The organism is Streptomyces griseoaurantiacus (genome assembly GCF_036189845.1).
In the GTDB taxonomy this organism is placed as follows: domain Bacteria; phylum Actinomycetota; class Actinomycetes; order Streptomycetales; family Streptomycetaceae; genus Streptomyces; species Streptomyces griseoaurantiacus.
Map to the genome: position 1 here is coordinate 6,621,720 of NZ_CP108326.1, position 17,322 is coordinate 6,639,041.

Sequence of the window (17,322 nt, forward strand, 5' to 3'; positions counted from 1 at the left end):
CTGCTTCCCCGTCCACTCTCACGCGGATTCCGGGGCCGCCGCAGACACCGAAGGGCCCCTCCCGGGCCCATCCGGCCCGGGTCCGGCAGGGACCCCCGGCCCTCCGTCCCGGCCGCCGGCGTCCCGAGCCGCGTCGGGCGCGGAACGGGTACCGGTCGCCGCCGGGGGTGCGCAGTCGTCGACATCGAAGGTCAGACCGTTCACCACCCCGACCACCCCCTCCAGCCGCCACACCGCGTGGACGGCCTCCGGGACACGGCTCCGCAGATCCACCCGGCCGTGGAGGGCGACCACCCCGTCGTGGACGGAGACGGACACGTCCGTGCCCCTCAGTCCCAGGCGGCCGACCAGGATCTCCTCGGTCACCTGGCGCCCGATGTCGTCGTCCGTGCGCAGGAAGACCCGCAACAGGTCCCGGCGGGTCGCGATGCCGATGAGACGGTCCTCCTCGTCGATCACGGGGAGGCGCTCGACACCACGGCGTTCCATCAGCCTCGCCGCGTCCGGGACGCTCTGCTCGGGATGCACGGTGACGGCCGGCGTCGACATCAGGTCCTGCGCGGTGACGGCACCGGCCGGGGCCCGACCCGACCGGCCCGCCTGGGCGCGCACCAGGTCGGTGCCCGAGAGCACACCGACCACCTTGTCGTCCTCGTCGACCACGGGAAGTCCGCCGATGCGGTGGCGGTCGAGCAGCCGCACGAGCTCCTTGAAGGGCGTCGTCCGACGGGCCTGGACGACGTCACCGGTCATCACCTGACCGACGGTGTGCGATGTCATGACGGGCATTCCTTCCTCTGCACGAGCCGGGACGGCGGGAGGGCGGCGGGCACCGCGTCCCGCCGGGCCGAAGCGTCCTCCCTACTGCTCGGGGCCGCCGCGCCACGGCGGGGGCGTGGCGGCCCTGTGGTCCTCCTGGGAGCGGTGCGCGAGGCGTTGAGCGCGGTCCCGCAGGCGGTCGTGGAGCCGGTCGGCGAGTTCCCGGGCGCTCGCCTCGCGCACGTGGACGACGAGAAGGTCGCCACCCACCCGGATGTCGGTGCCGGCCGACCACGGCAGCTCCACGTGGTGCGCCGCGGCCCTGACGATCCGCACCTCACCGCTCACGGGCGGCAGCCCGGGCCGGTCCAGCGCGGTGCCGACCTTCTCGCGGAGGTACGCCAGTTCCTCCTCGCCCACTTCGCCGTCGGCCCGTACCCGCACGGTGCCCGCGCCGTCGCGGATGCCGATGTCCTTGGCAGTCATGTGCCCCACTCCTCGTACTCGTTCCGTGTCACCGCAAGCCTCGCCGTCGGGGCGGCACCGGGCGCGGGCCGGACGGCCCCCGGCCGGTGCCGGAGGTCCCCTCACCTGGTGTCGCCGCCGTCGGTCCCTTCCAGGGCGGCCCGTCCGGCCTCGAGGCGGGCGACCGGCACCCGGAACGGCGAGCAGGAGACGTAGTCCAGCCCGGCGGCGTGGAAGAAGTGCACGGAGTCGGGATCGCCGCCGTGCTCGCCACAGACACCGATCTTCAGGCCGGGACGCGCGGCACGGCCCTCCTCGACCGCGATCCGCACCAACCGCCCCACACCGTCCCGGTCGAGGGTCTCGAACGGCGACGTGGCGAAGATCCCCTTGTCGAGGTAGGCGGAGAAGAACGCCGCCTCGACGTCGTCGCGGGAAAAGCCCCAGGTGGTCTGGGTGAGGTCGTTGGTGCCGAAGGAGAAGAACTCCGCCTCCGCGGCGACCCGCCCGGCCGTCAGGGCCGCCCGCGGCAGCTCGATCATGGTGCCGACCGGGCAGTGCACGGGAACGCCGGACTCCCGGGAGACCTCGGCGAGGACGCGTTCCACCTCCTCGCGCTCGATGCGCAGCTCCTCCACGGCACCGACCAGTGGCACCATGATCTCCGCTCGGGGGGAGCCGCCGGCCCTCGTGCGCTCCACGACGGCTTCGGCGATCGCCCGTACCTGCATGGCGACCAGACCCGGCACGACCAGACCGAGGCGGACACCGCGCAGGCCGAGCATCGGGTTCTCCTCGTGCATGCGGTTGACCGCGTCCAGGAGTTCGGTGTCGTGCGGGCCGGGTTCGACGCCCCGGGCCTCGGCGGCCGCGAGGCGTACGGCGAGCTCGGTGCGGTCGGGCAGGAACTCGTGCAGCGGCGGGTCGATGAGCCGGATGGTGACCGGCAGCCCGTCCATCGCCTCGAGGATGCCGGTGAAGTCCCGCCGCTGGAGCGGCAGCAGCGCGGCCAGCGCCCGTTCACGCGCGGACTCGTCCGGAGCCAGGATCATCGCCTCGACCAGCTTGCGGCGCTCCCCGAGGAACATGTGCTCGGTACGGCACAGCCCGATGCCCTGGGCGCCGAACCGCCGGGCCCGCGCGGCGTCCTCGGGGGTGTCCGCGTTGGCACGCACCTCCAGGCGCCGCACCGCGTCGGCGCGGCCCAGGGCGCGAGCCACCGCGGCGACCACGCCCTCGCCGTCCTCGTCCGCGGAGCCGTCCGCGAGGAAACGGATGACCGCCGAGTCCGTCAACGGCACCGCACCCGCGTACACCACACCTGCGGAACCGTCCACGGAGACGACGGTGCCCTCCTCGACGACCGTGCCGTCCGGGGTGGTGCACCGCCTCGCGGAGGTGTCCACGGCCAGTTCCTCGGCGCCGCACACGCAGACCTTTCCCATGCCGCGGGCCACCACGGCCGCGTGGCTCGTCTTGCCACCGCGGCTGGTGACGACGGCCTGGGCGGCGATCATGCCCGGAAGGTCGTCGGGGGTGGTCTCCTGGCGCACCAGCACCACCTTCTCCCCGGTCGCCGCCCGGCGCACGGCCTCGGCGGAGTCGAAGACGACGGCGCCGACCGCCGCACCGGGCGAGGCGGGGAGGCCGCGGGCGAGCGGAGCACCGGTGCCGGAGGTGTCGAACCGGGGGAACATCAGCCGGGCGAGCTGCTCCCCGGCGACCCGTGAGAGCGCCTCGTCCTCGGTGACGAGCCCCTCGTCCGCGAGCGCGGAGGCGATCGCGAAGGCGGCCTCGGCGGTGCGCTTGCCGACCCGCGTCTGGAGCATCCACAGAGTGCCGCGCTCGATGGTGAACTCGATGTCGCACAGATCGCGGTAATGCCGCTCCAGGGTCTCCATGTGCGCGCGCAGCCGGGCGTAGGAGCCGGGATCCAGACGCTCCAGTTCGGTGAGCGGGACCGTGTTGCGGATGCCCGCGACGACGTCCTCGCCCTGCGCGTCGGGCAGGTAGTCGCCGTACAGGCCGGGGCGTCCCGTGGCCGGGTCGCGGGTGAAGGCGACCCCGCTGCCGGAGTCGGACCCGAGGTTGCCGAAGACCATGCGCTGCACGTTCACGGCCGTCCCCAGGTCGTCCGCGATGTGCTCGCGCCGCCGGTAGAGCCGGGCGCGCGCCCCGTTCCAGGACGTGAAGACGGCCAGCACCGCGCGGTGCAGTTGTTCGGCGGGGGACTGCGGGAAGTGCTCGCCGGTCTCCCGGTGGATCAGCTCCTTGAACGTCCCGACCAGCTCGGCGAGGTCGTCGGCGGACAGGTGCACGTCGTCCGTCACGCCGCGTGCCGTCTTGAGCGCGGCGAGGGAGTCCTCGAAGCGGGCGGAGTCGACCCCCATCACCGTGCTGCCGAACATCTGAACGAGACGACGGTAGGAGTCCCACGCGAAGCGCGCGTTGCCCGAGACCTTGGCGAGACCGAGCACGGACTCGTCGTTCAGGCCGATGTCGAGAACGGTCTCCATCATGCCCGGCATGGAGAACCGGGCGCCGGAGCGGACGGACAGCAGCAGCGGATCCTCCGGCTGCCCCAGAGCCCGGCCCGTGGCGGTCTCGATCGCCGTCAGACGCTCGGCGATCTCCCCCCACATGCCCGCAGGCGCGCCACCGGTGTCCAGGAAGGCCCGGCAGGCCTCGGTGGTGACGGTGAACCCCGGCGGGACGGGCAGGCCCAGCCGGGTCATCTCGGCGAGGTTCGATCCCTTGCCTCCGAGCAGGCCGGCCATGTCCCGGCTCCCCTCGGTGAAGTCGTACACGTAACGGACCATGACGCGCTCCTCGGCCTCTGGCTTGGTCCTTCCAGCCTCGGACCGTCCGGCACCGCGCGCGAGACGCCGGCGGTCCCGGGCGGGGAGGCCGACCGGCCCTGTCCCGACCCCTCCGGCAGGCGCCAGCCGGTGCCGCGACGGGGCCGGACGAACCCCCCGTCGGGGCCGAACAGCCCCGTACCCGCCGCTGTCCCGGGGAGGAGGCTCCAAGTCGTCGGGGAATTCCTCGACACGGAATGCGACACGGGAGGGGACGCGTCATGCCGCACGACATCACCGTGGGGGTCGACGGCTCACCCGCCGGCCTGGCCGCCGCGCACTGGGCGGCCGAGGAGGCCGGGCGGCGGGGGACCGGTCTCGGCGTGGTGCACGCCTGGAACAGCCACCCCCGCCCCGCGCCCTACGTCCCCATGGACCGCACCGAGCACGACTGGGCCGCGGAGATACTCCACGAGGCCGTGCGAAGCATCGAGGCGGCACACCCCGACCTGCGCGTCACCGAGCGGCTGGTGCGCGACTCCACGGTCGCCGCCCTGGTCGCAGCGGCCGCGGACAGCGAGATGCTGGTCCTCGGCTCGCGCGGCCTGGGGGCCTTCTCCGGATTCGTGACCGGAGCAGTCTCCCAGCGCGTCGTGGCACGCTCCCCACGCCCCGTGGTGCTGGTCCGGGCCGGCCGGACGGCCGCCCAGGAGCATCTGCCCGCCGCCGACGGGGTCGCGCCGGAGGAGATCCCGCGCACGCCGTACCGGGAGGTCGTCCTCGGCCTCGACACCGCCCGTCCCTGCGACGAGGTCATCGCCTTCGCCTTCGAGGCCGCCAGGCGGCGCGACACCGGTCTGCGGGTGGTCCATGCCTTCCGTACGCCCCTCCGGCCCGCCTCCGACGCCTCGCTGGTCACCGCCCCGCCCACCGCCGTCCACCCGGTGCCGGACACACGGGCGCCAGGACAGGCGCGGGCGGACGCCGAACGATCGGTGACCGCGGTGCTCCGCGCCTGGCGGGAGAAGTACCCGGACGTCCCGGTCACCGAGTCGGTCACCGAGGAACGCGCGGCGGCCGCCCTGGTGCGCACCGCACGGGACGCGGGTCTCCTGGTGGTGGGCCGCCGCGGGAGCGGCCACGGCGCCGGGGGCCGCACCGGCCCGGTCGCGCACGCCGCCCTGCACCACGCCGGCTGCCCCGTGGCGGTGGTTCCGCACGAATGGTCGCCGCGCGAGGGCGCCAAATAGCGCTTTCACCCCGGGGGGGAGAGGGCCGTCACGACCCCACGGGCCGTGGCGGCCCTCCCGCACGATCCGCTCCCGTCTCGGAGGGGGGCCGAACGTCCCGGCCGGCCGGGACCACAGGGTCCGGGGGATGCCCTGTCCGGCACTGCTCCCCTCCCGTGCGCGGGACGAGTATCGAAACAGAAGGGCAAGACCCCCACGAGAGGACCTGTGATGACCGCGACGGTGACAGCCGGCCCCCGTACGGCCGACGCATGGCGGCGGTTCGGCGGCAAGGGGTGGCGCGAGCGCGTGGACGTGCGCGACTTCGTCCAGGCCAACTACACCCCCTACGAGGGCGACGCCTCCTTCCTCACCGGTCCCACGGACCGCACCCGCGCGGTCTGGGAGAAGGTGAGCGCGCTCTTCCCCGAGGAACGGCGCCGGGGCGTCCTCGACGTGGACGCCGCCACGCCCTCCACGATCACCTCGCACGCCCCCGGATACATCGACCGGGACCGCGAACTGATCGTCGGCCTCCAGACCGACGCCCCGCTCAAGCGGGCGATCATGCCCAACGGCGGCATCCGCATGGTGGAGAACAGCCTGAAGGCGTACGGCTACACGCCCGACCCGTTCGTCACGCGGGTCTTCGGCACCTACCGCAAGACCCACAACGACGGCGTGTTCGACGCCTACACGCCCGCGATGCGCGCCGCCCGCAAGGTCGGCCTCATCACCGGGCTGCCCGACGCCTACGGCCGAGGCCGGATCATCGGCGACTACCGGCGCGTCGCCCTCTACGGCACCGACCGCCTCGTGGCGGCCAAGCGCGCCGAACGCGCCCGCCTGGACACCCTGCCCTCGACCGCGGACGTCATCCGCGACCGCGAGGAACTCGCCGAGCAGATCAAGGCCTTGGGCGAACTGACGGAGATGGCCGCCGGCTACGGCTGCGATGTCGCCCGCCCCGCCGCGACCGCCCACGAAGCCGTGCAGTGGCTCTACCTCGGCTACCTGGCCGCCGTGAAGGAGCAGAACGGCGCCGCCATGTCCCTCGGCCGCACCTCCACCTTCCTCGACGTCTACCTCCAACGGGACCTGGCGGAAGGGCTCCTCGACGAGAGCCGCGCCCAGGAGCTGATCGACGACTTCGTGATCAAGCTGCGCATCGTGCGCTTCCTGCGCACCCCCGAGTACGACGCGCTGTTCTCCGGCGACCCCACCTGGGTGACCGAGTCCCTCGGCGGCATCGGCCTCGACGGCCGCCCCCTGGTCACCCGCACCACCTTCCGCTTCCTGCAGACCCTGTACAACCTCGGACCGGCCCCCGAGCCCAACCTGACCGTGCTCTGGTCGCCCCGGCTGCCGGGCGGCTTCAAGGAGTTCTGCGCACAGGTCTCCATCGACACCAGTGCCGTCCAGTACGAGTCCGACGACCTGATGCGCCCGCGCACCGGCGACGACACCGCGATCGCCTGCTGCGTCTCGGCCATGGCCGTGGGCAGGCAGATGCAGTTCTTCGGCGCCCGCGTCAACCTCGCCAAGGCCCTCCTGTACGCCGTCAACGGCGGACGGGACGAGATGACGGGGGAACAGGTCACTCCCGAGATGCCGCCGCTGACCGGCGAGTACCTCGACCACGAGGAGCTGAGGACCGCCTACGACCGCGTCCTCGACTGGCTGGCCGAGACCTACGTCGACGCGCTCAACGTCATCCACTACATGCACGACAAGTACGCCTACGAGCGCATCGAGATGGCGCTGCACGACCACCCCGTGCACCGCTTCATGGCCTGCGGCATCGCCGGCCTGTCCGTCGCCACCGACAGCCTGTCCGCCGTGAAGCACGCGCGCGTGAAGGTGATCCGCGACGCGACCGGGCTCGCCGTGGACTTCACGACCGAGGGCACGTTCCCGGCGTACGGCAACAACGACGACCGGGCCGACTCCCTCGCCGTCGGCCTGGTGGAGTCGTTCATGGCCAAGGTCCGCCGGCACCCCACCTACCGCGAGGCCGAGCACACCCAGTCCGTGCTGACCATCACCTCCAACGTGGTCTACGGCAAGCACACCGGCAACACCCCCGACGGCCGCCGTGCCGGACAGCCCTTCGCGCCCGGCGCCAACCCGATGAACGGCCGCGACCGGCACGGCGTCGTCGCCTCCGCCCTGTCGGTGGCCAAACTGCCCTACGAGGCGGCCCGCGACGGGATCTCGCTCACGACGACGATCACCCCCGAGGGTCTCGGACACGCCCCCCAGGAACGGGCCGGCCATCTGGTCGGCATCCTCGACGGCTACATGTCCGCGGGCGGCTTCCACATGAACGTCAACGTCCTGGACCGCGCCACCCTGGAGGACGCCATGGAGCACCCGGAGAAGTACCCGGAGCTCACCATCAGGGTCTCCGGATACGCCGTCAACTTCGTCCGCCTGACCCGCGAGCAGCAGCTCGACGTGATCAGCCGTACCTTCCACGGAACGCTGTGAGCACCGTGGCCGCGCCACCGGTCACCGGCCGCGTCCACTCCTGGGACCTGTCCACCGGCGTGGACGGTCCCGGGACCCGCTTCGTCCTCTTCCTCAGCGGCTGCCCGCTGCGCTGCCTGTACTGCGCCAACCCCGACACCTGGCACATGCGTGACGGACGCACGGCCACCGTCGACGAGATCATGGCCGAGATCGAGAAGTACCGGCCCTTCCTCACCGCCTCCGGCGGCGGAGTGACCCTCACCGGCGGGGAGGCACTGCTCCAGCCCGCCTTCACCGGCGCCCTGCTCCGCCGTTGCAAGGAGGCCGGCCTGCACACCGCCCTCGACACCTCCGGCTTCCTCGGCGCCCGCGCGAGCGACGCGCTCCTCGCGGACACCGACCTGGTCCTGCTGGACATCAAGTCCTTCGACATCGGCACCTACCGAAGGCTGACCGGAGGCGACCTCGCCCCGACCCTGGCCTTCGCCACCCGCCTGAACCGGCTCGGTGTGCCCCTGTGGATCCGGTACGTGCTGGTGCCCGGCTGGACCGACGACCTCACGGCCGTGGACGGCCTCGCCGAGTTCGTCGCCGGCCTGGACACGGTCGACCGCGTGGACGTCCTGCCGTTCCACAAGCTCGGCGCGCCCAAGTACGAGGTCCTCGGCATCCCGTTCCCCCTCAAGGACACGCCCACCCCCGACCCCGCCCTCACGGAGCGGGTCCGCGCCCGCTTCCGCGCCCACGGAACGGCGGCCTACTGACCGCGCGGCGCCGCCCCCCAGACCTCCCGGCGTGGTCCGGCGACGGGGTGTACTCCTGCTGCGTACGCGGCGGCCGGGACCGCATGCGGACGCTGCTGGACGCGGTGGTGGCGATCGGCAGCGACCTGGAACTGGAGGTCCGCACCGCGCCGAACTCGCCGTCGGGACCGTCGTCGCCGTCATCGCGGCCACCGCCGACGTGCGCGGAGCGATCGGCTTCTCCTCCTTCGGGGTCCTCGTCTACTACGCCGTCGCCAACGCCTCCGCCTGGACCCTCACACGTGAGGAGGGCCGCCCGCCGAGGATCGTCCCCGTGCTCGGCACGGCCGGCTGTCTCGTCCTGGCCTTCGCACTGCCGAGCGCCTCGGTGCTGTGGGGTGCGGCGGCGCTCGCGATCGGCGCCGCCGCCTACGGTGCTCGCCGGGTGCTCGCCCGCGGCTGAGCGGCCCTCAGGAACGGGGCCCGCCCTTTGCACGTCGAAGGCGGCGCTGCGCCTCAAGGCCACCCGCCGCGAAAACCTGCTCCGTGCGTGGAGGCGCACGAACCGGTCACGCGCTCCGCCACCGCTCCCGCACCAGCGGGACGGGGCCGATCGGCCCCCGTACTGCCCCCCGGTCGGCCCCTGGGCGCGAAGGGGGCCGGGCCGGATGCTCGAAGTGCAGGAAGGACGCCAACGTCTCGGAGGAGACCGCCATGAAGGACGTCATGCCGCCCCGCCCTTTGGTGCACGCGCTGCTCGCGGACGGCACCACCGTCGGCATCCGCGCCGTGGAACCGGGGGACCACGAGCAACTGGCCGGTCTCTACCAGGAGATGTCGCCGGAGAACCGGCGCCGCCGCTTCTTCTGCACCGGTGACCGCTCAGGCCGGCGCGCGGCCGAGGAGGCGTGCACGCCGTCCCGGAAGGGCCACCGTGCCCTGCTGGCCGAGCGGGCGGGACAGGTCGTCGGCCTGGCCGAGTACCACGCCGACGACACGGGGGAGCGGGCCGATCTCGCGGTCGTGGTCGCCGAAGGGTTGCACCACCGGGGCGTGGGCACCCTGCTCGTCGAGCACCTGGTCTCGCAGGCCCGCGCCGAGCGCATCACCGCCTTCACGGCCGACATGCTCAGCGACAACCAGGAGATCCTCCGGCTCTTCACCGACCTCGGTCTCCGCGTGACCCGCCGTTTCGAGGGCCCCGAGGTGCGCTGCGTCGTCGCGCTGGACGAGGACGAGACCTACCTCGCCGCGACCGAGGCCCGGGGCCGGACGGCCGACATCGCCAGCCTGGAATTCCTGCTGAAGCCCCGGACCATCGCCGTGGCCGGGGCGGGACGGCATCCCGGCTCGGTGGGACGGGCGCTGCTGCACCACCTGCGTGAGGACGGCTTCACCGGCCGCCTGTTCGCCGTCAACCCCGGCGCCGAGGCCATCCTGGGCGTGCCGTCCTACCCCACGGTCGGCGCCCTGCCCGTCGCCCCGGACCTCGTGGTCGTCGCCGTTCCGGCGGACGCCGTGCCCGCTCTCGCGGAGGAGTGCGGCAAGGCGGGAGTACGGTCCCTCGTCGTCGTGAGCGCCGGACTGGACGCCGCCCAGGCCGCGGCGCTGCTCACCGCCTGCCGGAGCCACGGCATGCGCATGGTCGGCCCCAACTGCCTCGGCATCGCCAACACCGACCCTTCCTGCCGCGTGGACGCCACCTTCGCCGCCACGCACCCCCGGGCCGGCACGGCAGGGGTCGCCGTGCAGTCCGGAGGCGTGGGCATCGCCCTGCTCGAAGGGCTGTCGCGACTCGGCATCGGCGTCTCGACCTTCGCCTCCCTCGGCGACAAGTACGACGTCAGCGGCAACGACATGCTGCAGTGGTGGGAGAGCGACGGCCGCACCGACCTCGCCCTGTTGCACCTGGAGTCCTTCGGAAACCCCGCCGCGTTCTCCCGCACCGCCAGGCGGGTCACCCGGCGGCTGCCCGTCCTCACCGTCGACGCGGGCCGCACCGACGCCGGCCGACGGGCCGCCGCCTCGCACACCGCCGCCGCGGCCACCGGCACGATGACCCGGCGGGCCCTGTTCACCCAGGCGGGCATCACCGCGACCCGGTCCGTCGGTGAGCTGCTGGAGGCCGCTGCCCTGCTCCACGCGCAGCCCCTCCCCAAGGGCACCCGCGTCCTCATCCTCACCAACGCCGGCGGTGCCGGTGTCCTGGCCGCCGACGCCTGCGCCGAGGCCGGCCTCACACTCTCCCCTCCCGGCCGTGAACTCGCCGAGGACCTGCTGACCCTGCTGCCCGAGGGCGCCTCAGCCGGCAATCCGGTGGACGCCACCGCCGCCGTGACCGAGGACCAGCTCCGCGAGTGTGTGGACCGGGTCGTGGCTCAGCCCGCCGTGGACGCAGTCCTCGTCGCCCTCGTGCCCACCGCCGTCGCCGCCGCGACCGGCGACGACCTCGTGCGGGCCGTCACCGCGGGTCCCGGCCGACGCGCCAAGCCCGTCACGGTCGTACGCCTCGAACAGGACGTACCCGTCACGCTGCTGCCCGCGCCCGACGGTGAAGCGGTCCCCTCGTACGCCGAGGCCCGGGCAGCGGCCGGCGCCCTGGCCCACGCGGCCCGCCGGGCCGCCTGGCTCGCCCGCCCCGCGGGCACCGTGCCGGACATCGAGGGCATCGATCGGGTACGTGCTCAGACGGTGGTCGAGAACTTCCTGGCCGGCCACCCGGACGGCGGCTGGCTCGATCCGCGCGCCTGCGCGGACCTCCTGGCCTGCTACGGCATCCCCCAGCAGCCCTGGGAATGGGCCGAGTCCGAGGACGAGGCCGTGCTCGCCGCCGAACGGCTGCGCGGCACCGACGGCACCGACGGCGCCGTCGTCCTCAAGGCCCACTGGCCGGGACTGGTGCACAAGAGCCTGCAGCACGCCGTCCACCTCGACCTGCGCGACGAGGCCCAGGTGCGTGCGGCTCACCAGGACCTGCGGGCCCGTTTCGAGGGCCTCATGACGGGCGTGGTCGTCCAGCCGCTCGCGACACGCGGCACCGAGCTGTTCACCGGAGTCGTCCAGGACGGCGTCTTCGGCCCGCTCGTCGTCTTCGGACTCGGCGGCACCGCCACCGAGGTACTCGCCGACCACGCGGCCCGTCTCGCCCCGCTCACCGACCACGACGTGCACGATCTGATCACCGCCCCGCGCTGCGCGCCGCTGCTCTTCGGCGCGCTCGGCGGCGGCCCCGTCGACCTGCGGGCCCTGGAACAGGTACTGCACCGGGCCTCCCGCATGGCGACGGACCTGCCCCAGCTCGCCGAGGCCGACTTCAACCCGGTCCTCGCCCGGCCCGGCGGCGTGACCGTGCTCGACGCACGGATACGCCTGCTGCCGCGCCCGCAGCAGGACCCCTATCTGCGCCGACTGCGCTGAGGAGGAACAGACATGAGGCAGCTCAAGGTCGGCTCCGTGATGACCACCGACGTGGTGCACACCGAGCACGACGCCTCCTTCAAGGAGATCGCCGGGACACTCGCCGAACACCGGGTCGGCGGACTGCCCGTGGTGGACGAGGACGGGCACGTCGTCGGTGTCGTCTCCGAGACGGACCTGACGATCCACCAGGCGGAGACCCGCCTCGTCCACGAGCCGCCCCGCGGCCGCCGGTTCGCGTGGCTCACACCCCGCGCCCGCCGCCGGACCGCAAAGGCCCACGCCCGTACCGCCGGCGAGCTCATGACCACTCCCGCGATCACGGTGCACGCCCAGGACACCGTCGTCGAGGCCGCCCGCACCATGGTCCGGCACCAGGTGCACCGGCTGCCGGTGCTGGACGAGGAGGGCCGACTGGTCGGCATCGTCAGCCGGCACGATCTCGTGCGGACCTTCCTGCGCACGGACGAGGAGATCCGGGAGGAAGTGATCCACGAGGTGCTGGAGCGGGGGCTCTGGCTCGGCCCGCACAGCATCGACGTCACCGTCACCCAGGGCGTCGTCACCCTGCGGGGCCGGATGGAACGCAGGAGCGAGGCGGCCATCGCCGTGGCCATGACCCTCAGGACCGACGGGGTCGTCGACGTCGTCGACGAACTCACCCACCGCTTCGACGACTCCCGGCCGCAGACCGGCACCCCCGCCGTGCGCGGGATCGCCGACGACTGGCTGCGGCACCTGTGAAAGGAGGCGGACGCCATGACGAAGCGGGTGCTGGTCGCCTACGGGTCGGCCAACGGATCGACGGAAGGCATCGCCGAGACCGTGGCCCGAGTGCTGAGGCAGGAGGGCCTCCTGGCCGAGGCGCGTCCGGCCCGCGCGGTGACCGGCCTCAACCCCTACGACGCCGTGATCGTCGGCGGCGCCCTGTACACAGGGCGCTGGCACCGGGACACCCGCCGCTTCGTCCGGCGGTACCGCGAGGACCTGGCGGTACGGCCGGTGTGGTTCTTCAGCAGCGGTCCCCTCGACGACACGGCCTCACGGCGGGACATCCCGCCCGTGCCCGGCGTCGGGAAGGCGATGAGGAGGCTGGACGTGCGCGAGCACGTCACCTTCGGCGGTCGCCTCACCGAGGGAGCCGAAGGCTGGATGGCTCGGATGCTGCTGCGCGACGGAAAGGGCGGTGATTTCCGCGACGTCGCGGCCACGGAGTCCTGGGCGGCGCGCATCGCCGGGGAGCTGAAGCGGACACCGCACGGATGACCGGGGCGACGGCCCGTCCCCGGACGTGTTGTCGCGGGGCCGGGCCGTGAGCACGACCGAGTGAGCACGACGACCGAGGAGGAGTCATGCGGGAACGTCATGTGGCCGTCGGAGTGGACGGCTCGCCGGTGTCCACCCGGGCACTGGACCGGGCGGCCGACGAGGCGACCCGCCGGAACTGCGCGCTGCGCGTCGTGTACGCGGTGTCCGACCGGGACGAGGCGCCGCCGATCCTCCACTACGCGGAGCGGCGCGTCACCGAACGGCATCCGGGCCTGCGCGTGGAGACGGAAGCCGTGGAGGGCGGCGTCGTACGGGCTCTGACCGAGGCCGGAGAGAGTGCCACCCTCGTCGTGGTGGGCCACCGGGACCTCGGCGGCCTCGCCGGCCTGGTGCTGGGCTCGGTGAGTCTGCGGCTGGCGGCGAAGACGCGGGTACCCCTCCTCGTCGTGCGCGGTGACCACGCGGCCGAGGAGGGCGGTGACGTGCTGCTCGGGCTGCGGGACACGCCCGACCGGGGCGCGGCCGTCCACGCGTTCCGGGAGGCGGAACACCGTGCCACCCGGCTGAGGGTCCTGCGGCGGGCCGGCCCCCGCCGCGAAGACGTCCCGTCCGTACCGCTCCCCGACGGCCCGCACGTGGGTCCCGCACCCCGAGGCCCCGTCCTGCGGGAGCGCGCGGAGACGGACCCGGACCCGTCCTCCTCCGACGTCGCCCTGGCGCGGGAGCTGTACCCGGCGGTCGAGGTGGACACCCGAACCGCGCGGGCACCGCTCCTCCGCGTGCTTCCGCGCGCCACGGAGGGGGCGTCCGTCGTGGTCATCGGGACCCGCCCCCGTACCGGGCCGGGTCCTCGGCCGGGCAGACTCGTGCACACGCTGCTGCGCCACTCCCACTGCCCCGTGCTCCTCGTCCCGGACAACTGACGGGCGGAGCGGAGGACGTGCGGTGGGCGGCGCGCCCGCACCGTGACCGGTGAACACCTTCGAGAAGCGCCGGGTATGCGGTCCGAAGAAGGGAGTGTCTCGTCGCACACCCGGCGCTGACCGGCAGGGTCACGTCGTCGTGGCTGCAGCCCCGGTGGCTTCGACTGCGGAGGTGAAATCGGGGTGGACCCCGATCTGATCGAGCCACACGCTCATCAAATTGTAGCAGTTGAACCTTTCGATCTTTCCGTCACGGAGATACCAGAGGTCCGCCGCCGGCACGTCGATCCGGTTCCCGGTCGGTGGGATCTCGCCGGCCGGAGTCGGAAACCCTCCGAGATGCGTGCCCTGGATGCGCAACTCGACGGCGACGACATCGCCGAACGCGTGTACCTCGAGCAGCTCACGGTGTACGTCGGGGAACGAGCGGCCGAGGCCCGCGATCACCTGAGGAATCTGCTCTCCACGGAAACTCTGCGAGGTCGACATGTCGTTGAACGACCCGTCCTCGGTGAACAAGGCCAGGAAGCCTTCACCGTCGAGGACGTTCCCCTCCGCGAGCCGGTAGGCCTCGCGAACCGTCTTTTCGTTGCTTTCCATCGTGCTGTTCTCCTTCGAGTCCGCGACACGCTCACGATCCGCGTTCGTCCTTGATCGCTCCCCTGTCGACTGTCGTAACGGTAATGGTTACGGCAGACTGTCGCAACTTTCACTGTTACGACTAGACTGTCGTAACGTGGGGTGTTGCGACCGGAGAGGGGATCATGAGCGCCAACAGCAGGCTGACCATCGCCGCCCATGCGCTGGCCTGGATCGGTCTCTACCAGCGCCAGGGTCACGAGGTCGCCACCTCCGAGCAGATCGCAACCAGCGCGAACACCAACCCCGTGGTGATCAGGCGGCTGCTCGGCGAGCTGCGCAGGGCCGGGCTCGTGGAGTCCCGGCGGGGCGCGGGCGCGGGCTGGTCGCTGGCGCGCGAGCTGGGATCGATCACCCTGCTCGACGTGTACGAGGCAGTGGAACCCGGCCCGCTGTTCGCGATGCACCGCACCACCCCGGACCCGGGATGCGTGGTCGGTCACGGCATCCAGCCGGCGATGCGGGGCATCTACCAGGACATCGAGGAAACCCTGAGACACGAACTCGCCCGCATCACGCTCGAGAAGGTACTCGAGGACGTACTCGCGGCACCTCGCCTGCCTCTCTGATCAGCCGGGCGACCCCGTGCGAACCGCAGGGGCCGGCGTGGGTTCCGCCCACCGGGGCGGAGCGACGTGAGCGTGGAGACGGAACCCCGAGCCGAACGCGTCGATCCGCCGCCGGGAACGGGGCCGCCGGGAAGAGCGCCTTCTGCACGCGCCGCGTTCGGGATCCGGCGCGGATCGCATGACGGCGCACAGGTTCCACAGCCGGTCGCGCGCGCCGCTCATCCCTTCCTCGACGTCCACTGAGGCCCGACGCGCTCCCATTCCGCGCCCCATCGGTCGAGCCGACGCCGATCGAGCCACCAGCGGGCCGACGAGGCGGCCGTGGAAGCGGCGCCTGAGAAGGCCGCCGCAGCCAGAAGACCGAGCGAGCCCGCCTCGATGGCGGCCTCCGTGCGCCCGGTGGACTCTGTGGTCTGCGCCGACGGCGGCACCGCCCCGCGGCAGCTGAAGGAGAGGTGGGCAAGGGAAGCGGTGGGTGCTCGGGCCGGGAGGCGCTGGATGGGGCCGCGCACCGGCCGGGACGCCTCAGACGCCGACCGCGGTGGTCTCGTCCGCGAGGTTCCATTCGACGTCGACCACGCCCTCGACGGTTCGCGCCATGCGTGTGGCGAGGGGTACGACCGAGGTGTTCACGACCCGGCCGGTGAGAGTGACGACGCCGTTCGAGACCCGTACCCCGACCTTCCCCCGGAACGCCGGGAGGAGCGGCTCGACGACGTCCCGGCGTACCTCCTCGGCCAGTTCCTCGTCCGTGCGCAGGAAGACCTTCAGCAGATCCGCCCGGCTGACCACGCCCTCGAGGAGTCCTTCCGCGTTGACGACGGGCAGCCGCTTGACCCTCCGCCGGGCCATGATGCGCGCGGCCTCACCGAGGGTGGCTCCCGGGTGGACGGTGACGGCCGGGGCGGTCATCACGTCGGCGGCGGTCAGCGCGCCGGCCTTCGCCAGGTCGGGCAGGCGGCGCAACTGTGTGAGCCGGTCCGGATCGCTGTCACGGAACTCCTCCTTGAGCAGGAGGTCGGCCTCGGAGACGACGCCGACGACGCGGCCCTCGCCCTCCAGGACGGGCAGGGCGCTGACCTTCCACTCCTGCATGAGCGTGACGATGTCCTTGAACGGGGCGTCCCGGCCCACGGCTACGGCGGTGTGGGTCATGACGTCGCTCACGGTGTGCGGGCCTCGCATGGTTCCCTCCTCGAAATCACTGCCCGGTGCCGGTTCGCCGCGAGTCCGCGAGACGGACCGGGCGGCGTGGGGCAGGGCGGGGGAGGGCCGAACACCCCTCCGCGCCCCGCCACCGCACTGGGCACGCGGAGCCCCCGCCTCAGACGGGAGTTCCACTGCCGTGCGGCGCGTACAGGTCCAGCAGACGGATGCGGGAGATCTGCAGTCGGTGCGCCACCACCTGGCCGACCCAGGTGGCGACCGCCCGGCCGAACTCGGGGTCCCGCGCGCACGCGGCCCGTACCGTGTCCGCGTCGAATTGCCAGGCGCGTACGGGGCTGAGCGCCTCGGCGCCCAGGTGCCACCGGTACGGGGGGAAGTGCCAGGACCAGCCGAGCAGTTCACCGTGCCCCAACGAGTCGACGTCGGCGGCGCCACGGCCGGGCACGCGCAGGTCCAGGACGACGGTTCCGGTACGGATGATCCAGAACCGGTCGGCGGGCTGCCCTTCCTCGAACAGTCGCGCACCCGAGGGGAACGCCACTTCGTGGGCGATCCGCAGCAGCCGCTCCCGGTGCTCCTTCGTCATCGCTCTGGAAAGGGGGATGTCGGTCATCGTCCCGTCTCCTTCCCTCCGTCACGGACGGTGGGCCGTGGGCTCGGGCACTGGCCGCCGGGTTCTCGGCGTCTCCGCCGATGTCCTTCGCCGATGCCGGCCCACCGCCGGGCGAGCGGCGGAAAGGACGCCCGCTTCTCGCGGACCCCGATTGCGCGGTGCGTGACCTCCGGCCACTTCTCCGCGTCTGGTTTCGTCCTTCCCGCCACTACCAGCACACCACGCGATCGCCCCGGAGGGCAGGGCCGAAGGTCCCGGA

Annotated in this window: 14 protein-coding genes and 1 pseudogene; 9 read left to right on the forward strand and 6 right to left on the reverse strand. The window is 72.8% G+C overall.

Annotated elements, in window-relative coordinates:
- Window positions 1-18 precede the first annotated feature (18 nt).
- From OHB09_RS29210 to ppdK, 3 genes are all read right to left on the reverse strand, one after another.
- Window positions 19-780 carry a CBS domain-containing protein gene (locus tag OHB09_RS29210; protein WP_191890021.1) on the reverse strand — a complete coding sequence of 254 codons (762 nt, stop codon included), beginning with the start codon at window positions 778-780 and terminating at the stop codon, window positions 19-21.
- Between the two features lie 81 nt (window positions 781-861).
- Window positions 862-1,245 (reverse strand): hypothetical protein, encoded by a 384-nt coding sequence (locus tag OHB09_RS29215; protein ID WP_191890022.1) that lies wholly within the window; start codon window positions 1,243-1,245, stop codon window positions 862-864.
- Window positions 1,246-1,346: 101 nt separating this feature from the next.
- A complete protein-coding gene (gene ppdK, locus OHB09_RS29220) occupies window positions 1,347-4,043 on the reverse strand; it encodes a pyruvate, phosphate dikinase (protein WP_328922793.1) in 2,697 nt (898 codons plus the stop codon).
- A gap of 260 nt (window positions 4,044-4,303) precedes the next feature.
- Between ppdK and OHB09_RS29225 the strand changes: the two genes are divergently transcribed.
- From OHB09_RS29225 to OHB09_RS29260, 8 genes and pseudogenes are all read left to right on the forward strand, one after another.
- A complete protein-coding gene (locus OHB09_RS29225) occupies window positions 4,304-5,272 on the forward strand; it encodes a universal stress protein (protein WP_328922794.1) in 969 nt (322 codons plus the stop codon).
- Between the two features lie 210 nt (window positions 5,273-5,482).
- Window positions 5,483-7,741: a formate C-acetyltransferase gene (gene pflB / locus OHB09_RS29230; RefSeq protein WP_328922795.1), complete on the forward strand. Its 2,259-nt coding sequence runs from the start codon at window positions 5,483-5,485 to the stop codon at window positions 7,739-7,741.
- The gene (gene pflA / locus OHB09_RS29235; RefSeq protein ID WP_328922796.1) at window positions 7,738-8,487 is read left to right on the forward strand and encodes a pyruvate formate-lyase-activating protein; all 750 of its coding nucleotides are present in this window, start codon (window positions 7,738-7,740) and stop codon (window positions 8,485-8,487) included. The genes pflB and pflA overlap by 4 nt, the downstream gene beginning before the upstream one ends.
- Before the next feature lie 70 nt (window positions 8,488-8,557).
- Window positions 8,558-8,929, forward strand: a pseudogene (locus OHB09_RS29240) (amino acid permease); the annotation flags it as partial.
- Between the two features lie 251 nt (window positions 8,930-9,180).
- Window positions 9,181-11,883, forward strand: coding sequence for a bifunctional acetate--CoA ligase family protein/GNAT family N-acetyltransferase (locus OHB09_RS29245; protein ID WP_328922797.1), 2,703 nt, complete (start codon window positions 9,181-9,183; stop codon window positions 11,881-11,883).
- 12 nt (window positions 11,884-11,895) lie between these two features.
- The gene (locus tag OHB09_RS29250; RefSeq protein WP_328922798.1) at window positions 11,896-12,627 is read left to right on the forward strand and encodes a CBS domain-containing protein; all 732 of its coding nucleotides are present in this window, start codon (window positions 11,896-11,898) and stop codon (window positions 12,625-12,627) included.
- A gap of 15 nt (window positions 12,628-12,642) precedes the next feature.
- Window positions 12,643-13,149: a flavodoxin domain-containing protein gene (locus OHB09_RS29255; RefSeq protein ID WP_006141247.1), complete on the forward strand. Its 507-nt coding sequence runs from the start codon at window positions 12,643-12,645 to the stop codon at window positions 13,147-13,149.
- Window positions 13,150-13,235: 86 nt separating this feature from the next.
- Window positions 13,236-14,075 (forward strand): universal stress protein, encoded by an 840-nt coding sequence (locus tag OHB09_RS29260; RefSeq protein ID WP_328727930.1) that lies wholly within the window; start codon window positions 13,236-13,238, stop codon window positions 14,073-14,075.
- Between the two features lie 129 nt (window positions 14,076-14,204).
- Here the strand turns inward: OHB09_RS29260 and OHB09_RS29265 are convergent, their stop codons facing one another.
- The gene (locus tag OHB09_RS29265; protein WP_006141249.1) at window positions 14,205-14,675 is read right to left on the reverse strand and encodes a nuclear transport factor 2 family protein; all 471 of its coding nucleotides are present in this window, start codon (window positions 14,673-14,675) and stop codon (window positions 14,205-14,207) included.
- Window positions 14,676-14,839: 164 nt separating this feature from the next.
- On the opposite strand from OHB09_RS29265, the gene OHB09_RS29270 reads away from it, so the two are divergent.
- Window positions 14,840-15,283, forward strand: a complete 444-nt coding sequence (locus OHB09_RS29270; protein WP_191851648.1) for an Rrf2 family transcriptional regulator — start codon at window positions 14,840-14,842, stop codon at window positions 15,281-15,283.
- Window positions 15,284-15,808: 525 nt separating this feature from the next.
- On the opposite strand, the gene OHB09_RS29275 is transcribed toward OHB09_RS29270, so the two are convergent.
- Both OHB09_RS29275 and OHB09_RS29280 read right to left on the reverse strand, forming a co-directional pair.
- Window positions 15,809-16,468, reverse strand: coding sequence for a CBS domain-containing protein (locus OHB09_RS29275; protein ID WP_191851647.1), 660 nt, complete (start codon window positions 16,466-16,468; stop codon window positions 15,809-15,811).
- Window positions 16,469-16,607: 139 nt separating this feature from the next.
- The gene (locus OHB09_RS29280; protein ID WP_006141252.1) at window positions 16,608-17,063 is read right to left on the reverse strand and encodes a cyclic nucleotide-binding domain-containing protein; all 456 of its coding nucleotides are present in this window, start codon (window positions 17,061-17,063) and stop codon (window positions 16,608-16,610) included.
- Window positions 17,064-17,322 lie beyond the last annotated feature (259 nt).

Coding starts and splice junctions, on each gene's coding strand:
- OHB09_RS29210 (WP_191890021.1), bottom strand. CDS start 780: ATGACATCGCACACCGTCGGTCAGGTGATGACCGGTGACGTCGTCCAG.
- OHB09_RS29215 (WP_191890022.1), bottom strand. CDS start 1,245: ATGACTGCCAAGGACATCGGCATCCGCGACGGCGCGGGCACCGTGCGG.
- ppdK (WP_328922793.1), bottom strand. CDS start 4,043: ATGGTCCGTTACGTGTACGACTTCACCGAGGGGAGCCGGGACATGGCC.
- OHB09_RS29225 (WP_328922794.1), top strand. CDS start 4,304: ATGCCGCACGACATCACCGTGGGGGTCGACGGCTCACCCGCCGGCCTG.
- pflB (WP_328922795.1), top strand. CDS start 5,483: ATGACCGCGACGGTGACAGCCGGCCCCCGTACGGCCGACGCATGGCGG.
- OHB09_RS29245 (WP_328922797.1), top strand. CDS start 9,181: ATGAAGGACGTCATGCCGCCCCGCCCTTTGGTGCACGCGCTGCTCGCG.
- OHB09_RS29250 (WP_328922798.1), top strand. CDS start 11,896: ATGAGGCAGCTCAAGGTCGGCTCCGTGATGACCACCGACGTGGTGCAC.
- OHB09_RS29255 (WP_006141247.1), top strand. CDS start 12,643: ATGACGAAGCGGGTGCTGGTCGCCTACGGGTCGGCCAACGGATCGACG.
- OHB09_RS29260 (WP_328727930.1), top strand. CDS start 13,236: ATGCGGGAACGTCATGTGGCCGTCGGAGTGGACGGCTCGCCGGTGTCC.
- OHB09_RS29265 (WP_006141249.1), bottom strand. CDS start 14,675: ATGGAAAGCAACGAAAAGACGGTTCGCGAGGCCTACCGGCTCGCGGAG.
- OHB09_RS29270 (WP_191851648.1), top strand. CDS start 14,840: ATGAGCGCCAACAGCAGGCTGACCATCGCCGCCCATGCGCTGGCCTGG.
- OHB09_RS29275 (WP_191851647.1), bottom strand. CDS start 16,468: ATGCGAGGCCCGCACACCGTGAGCGACGTCATGACCCACACCGCCGTA.
- OHB09_RS29280 (WP_006141252.1), bottom strand. CDS start 17,063: ATGACCGACATCCCCCTTTCCAGAGCGATGACGAAGGAGCACCGGGAG.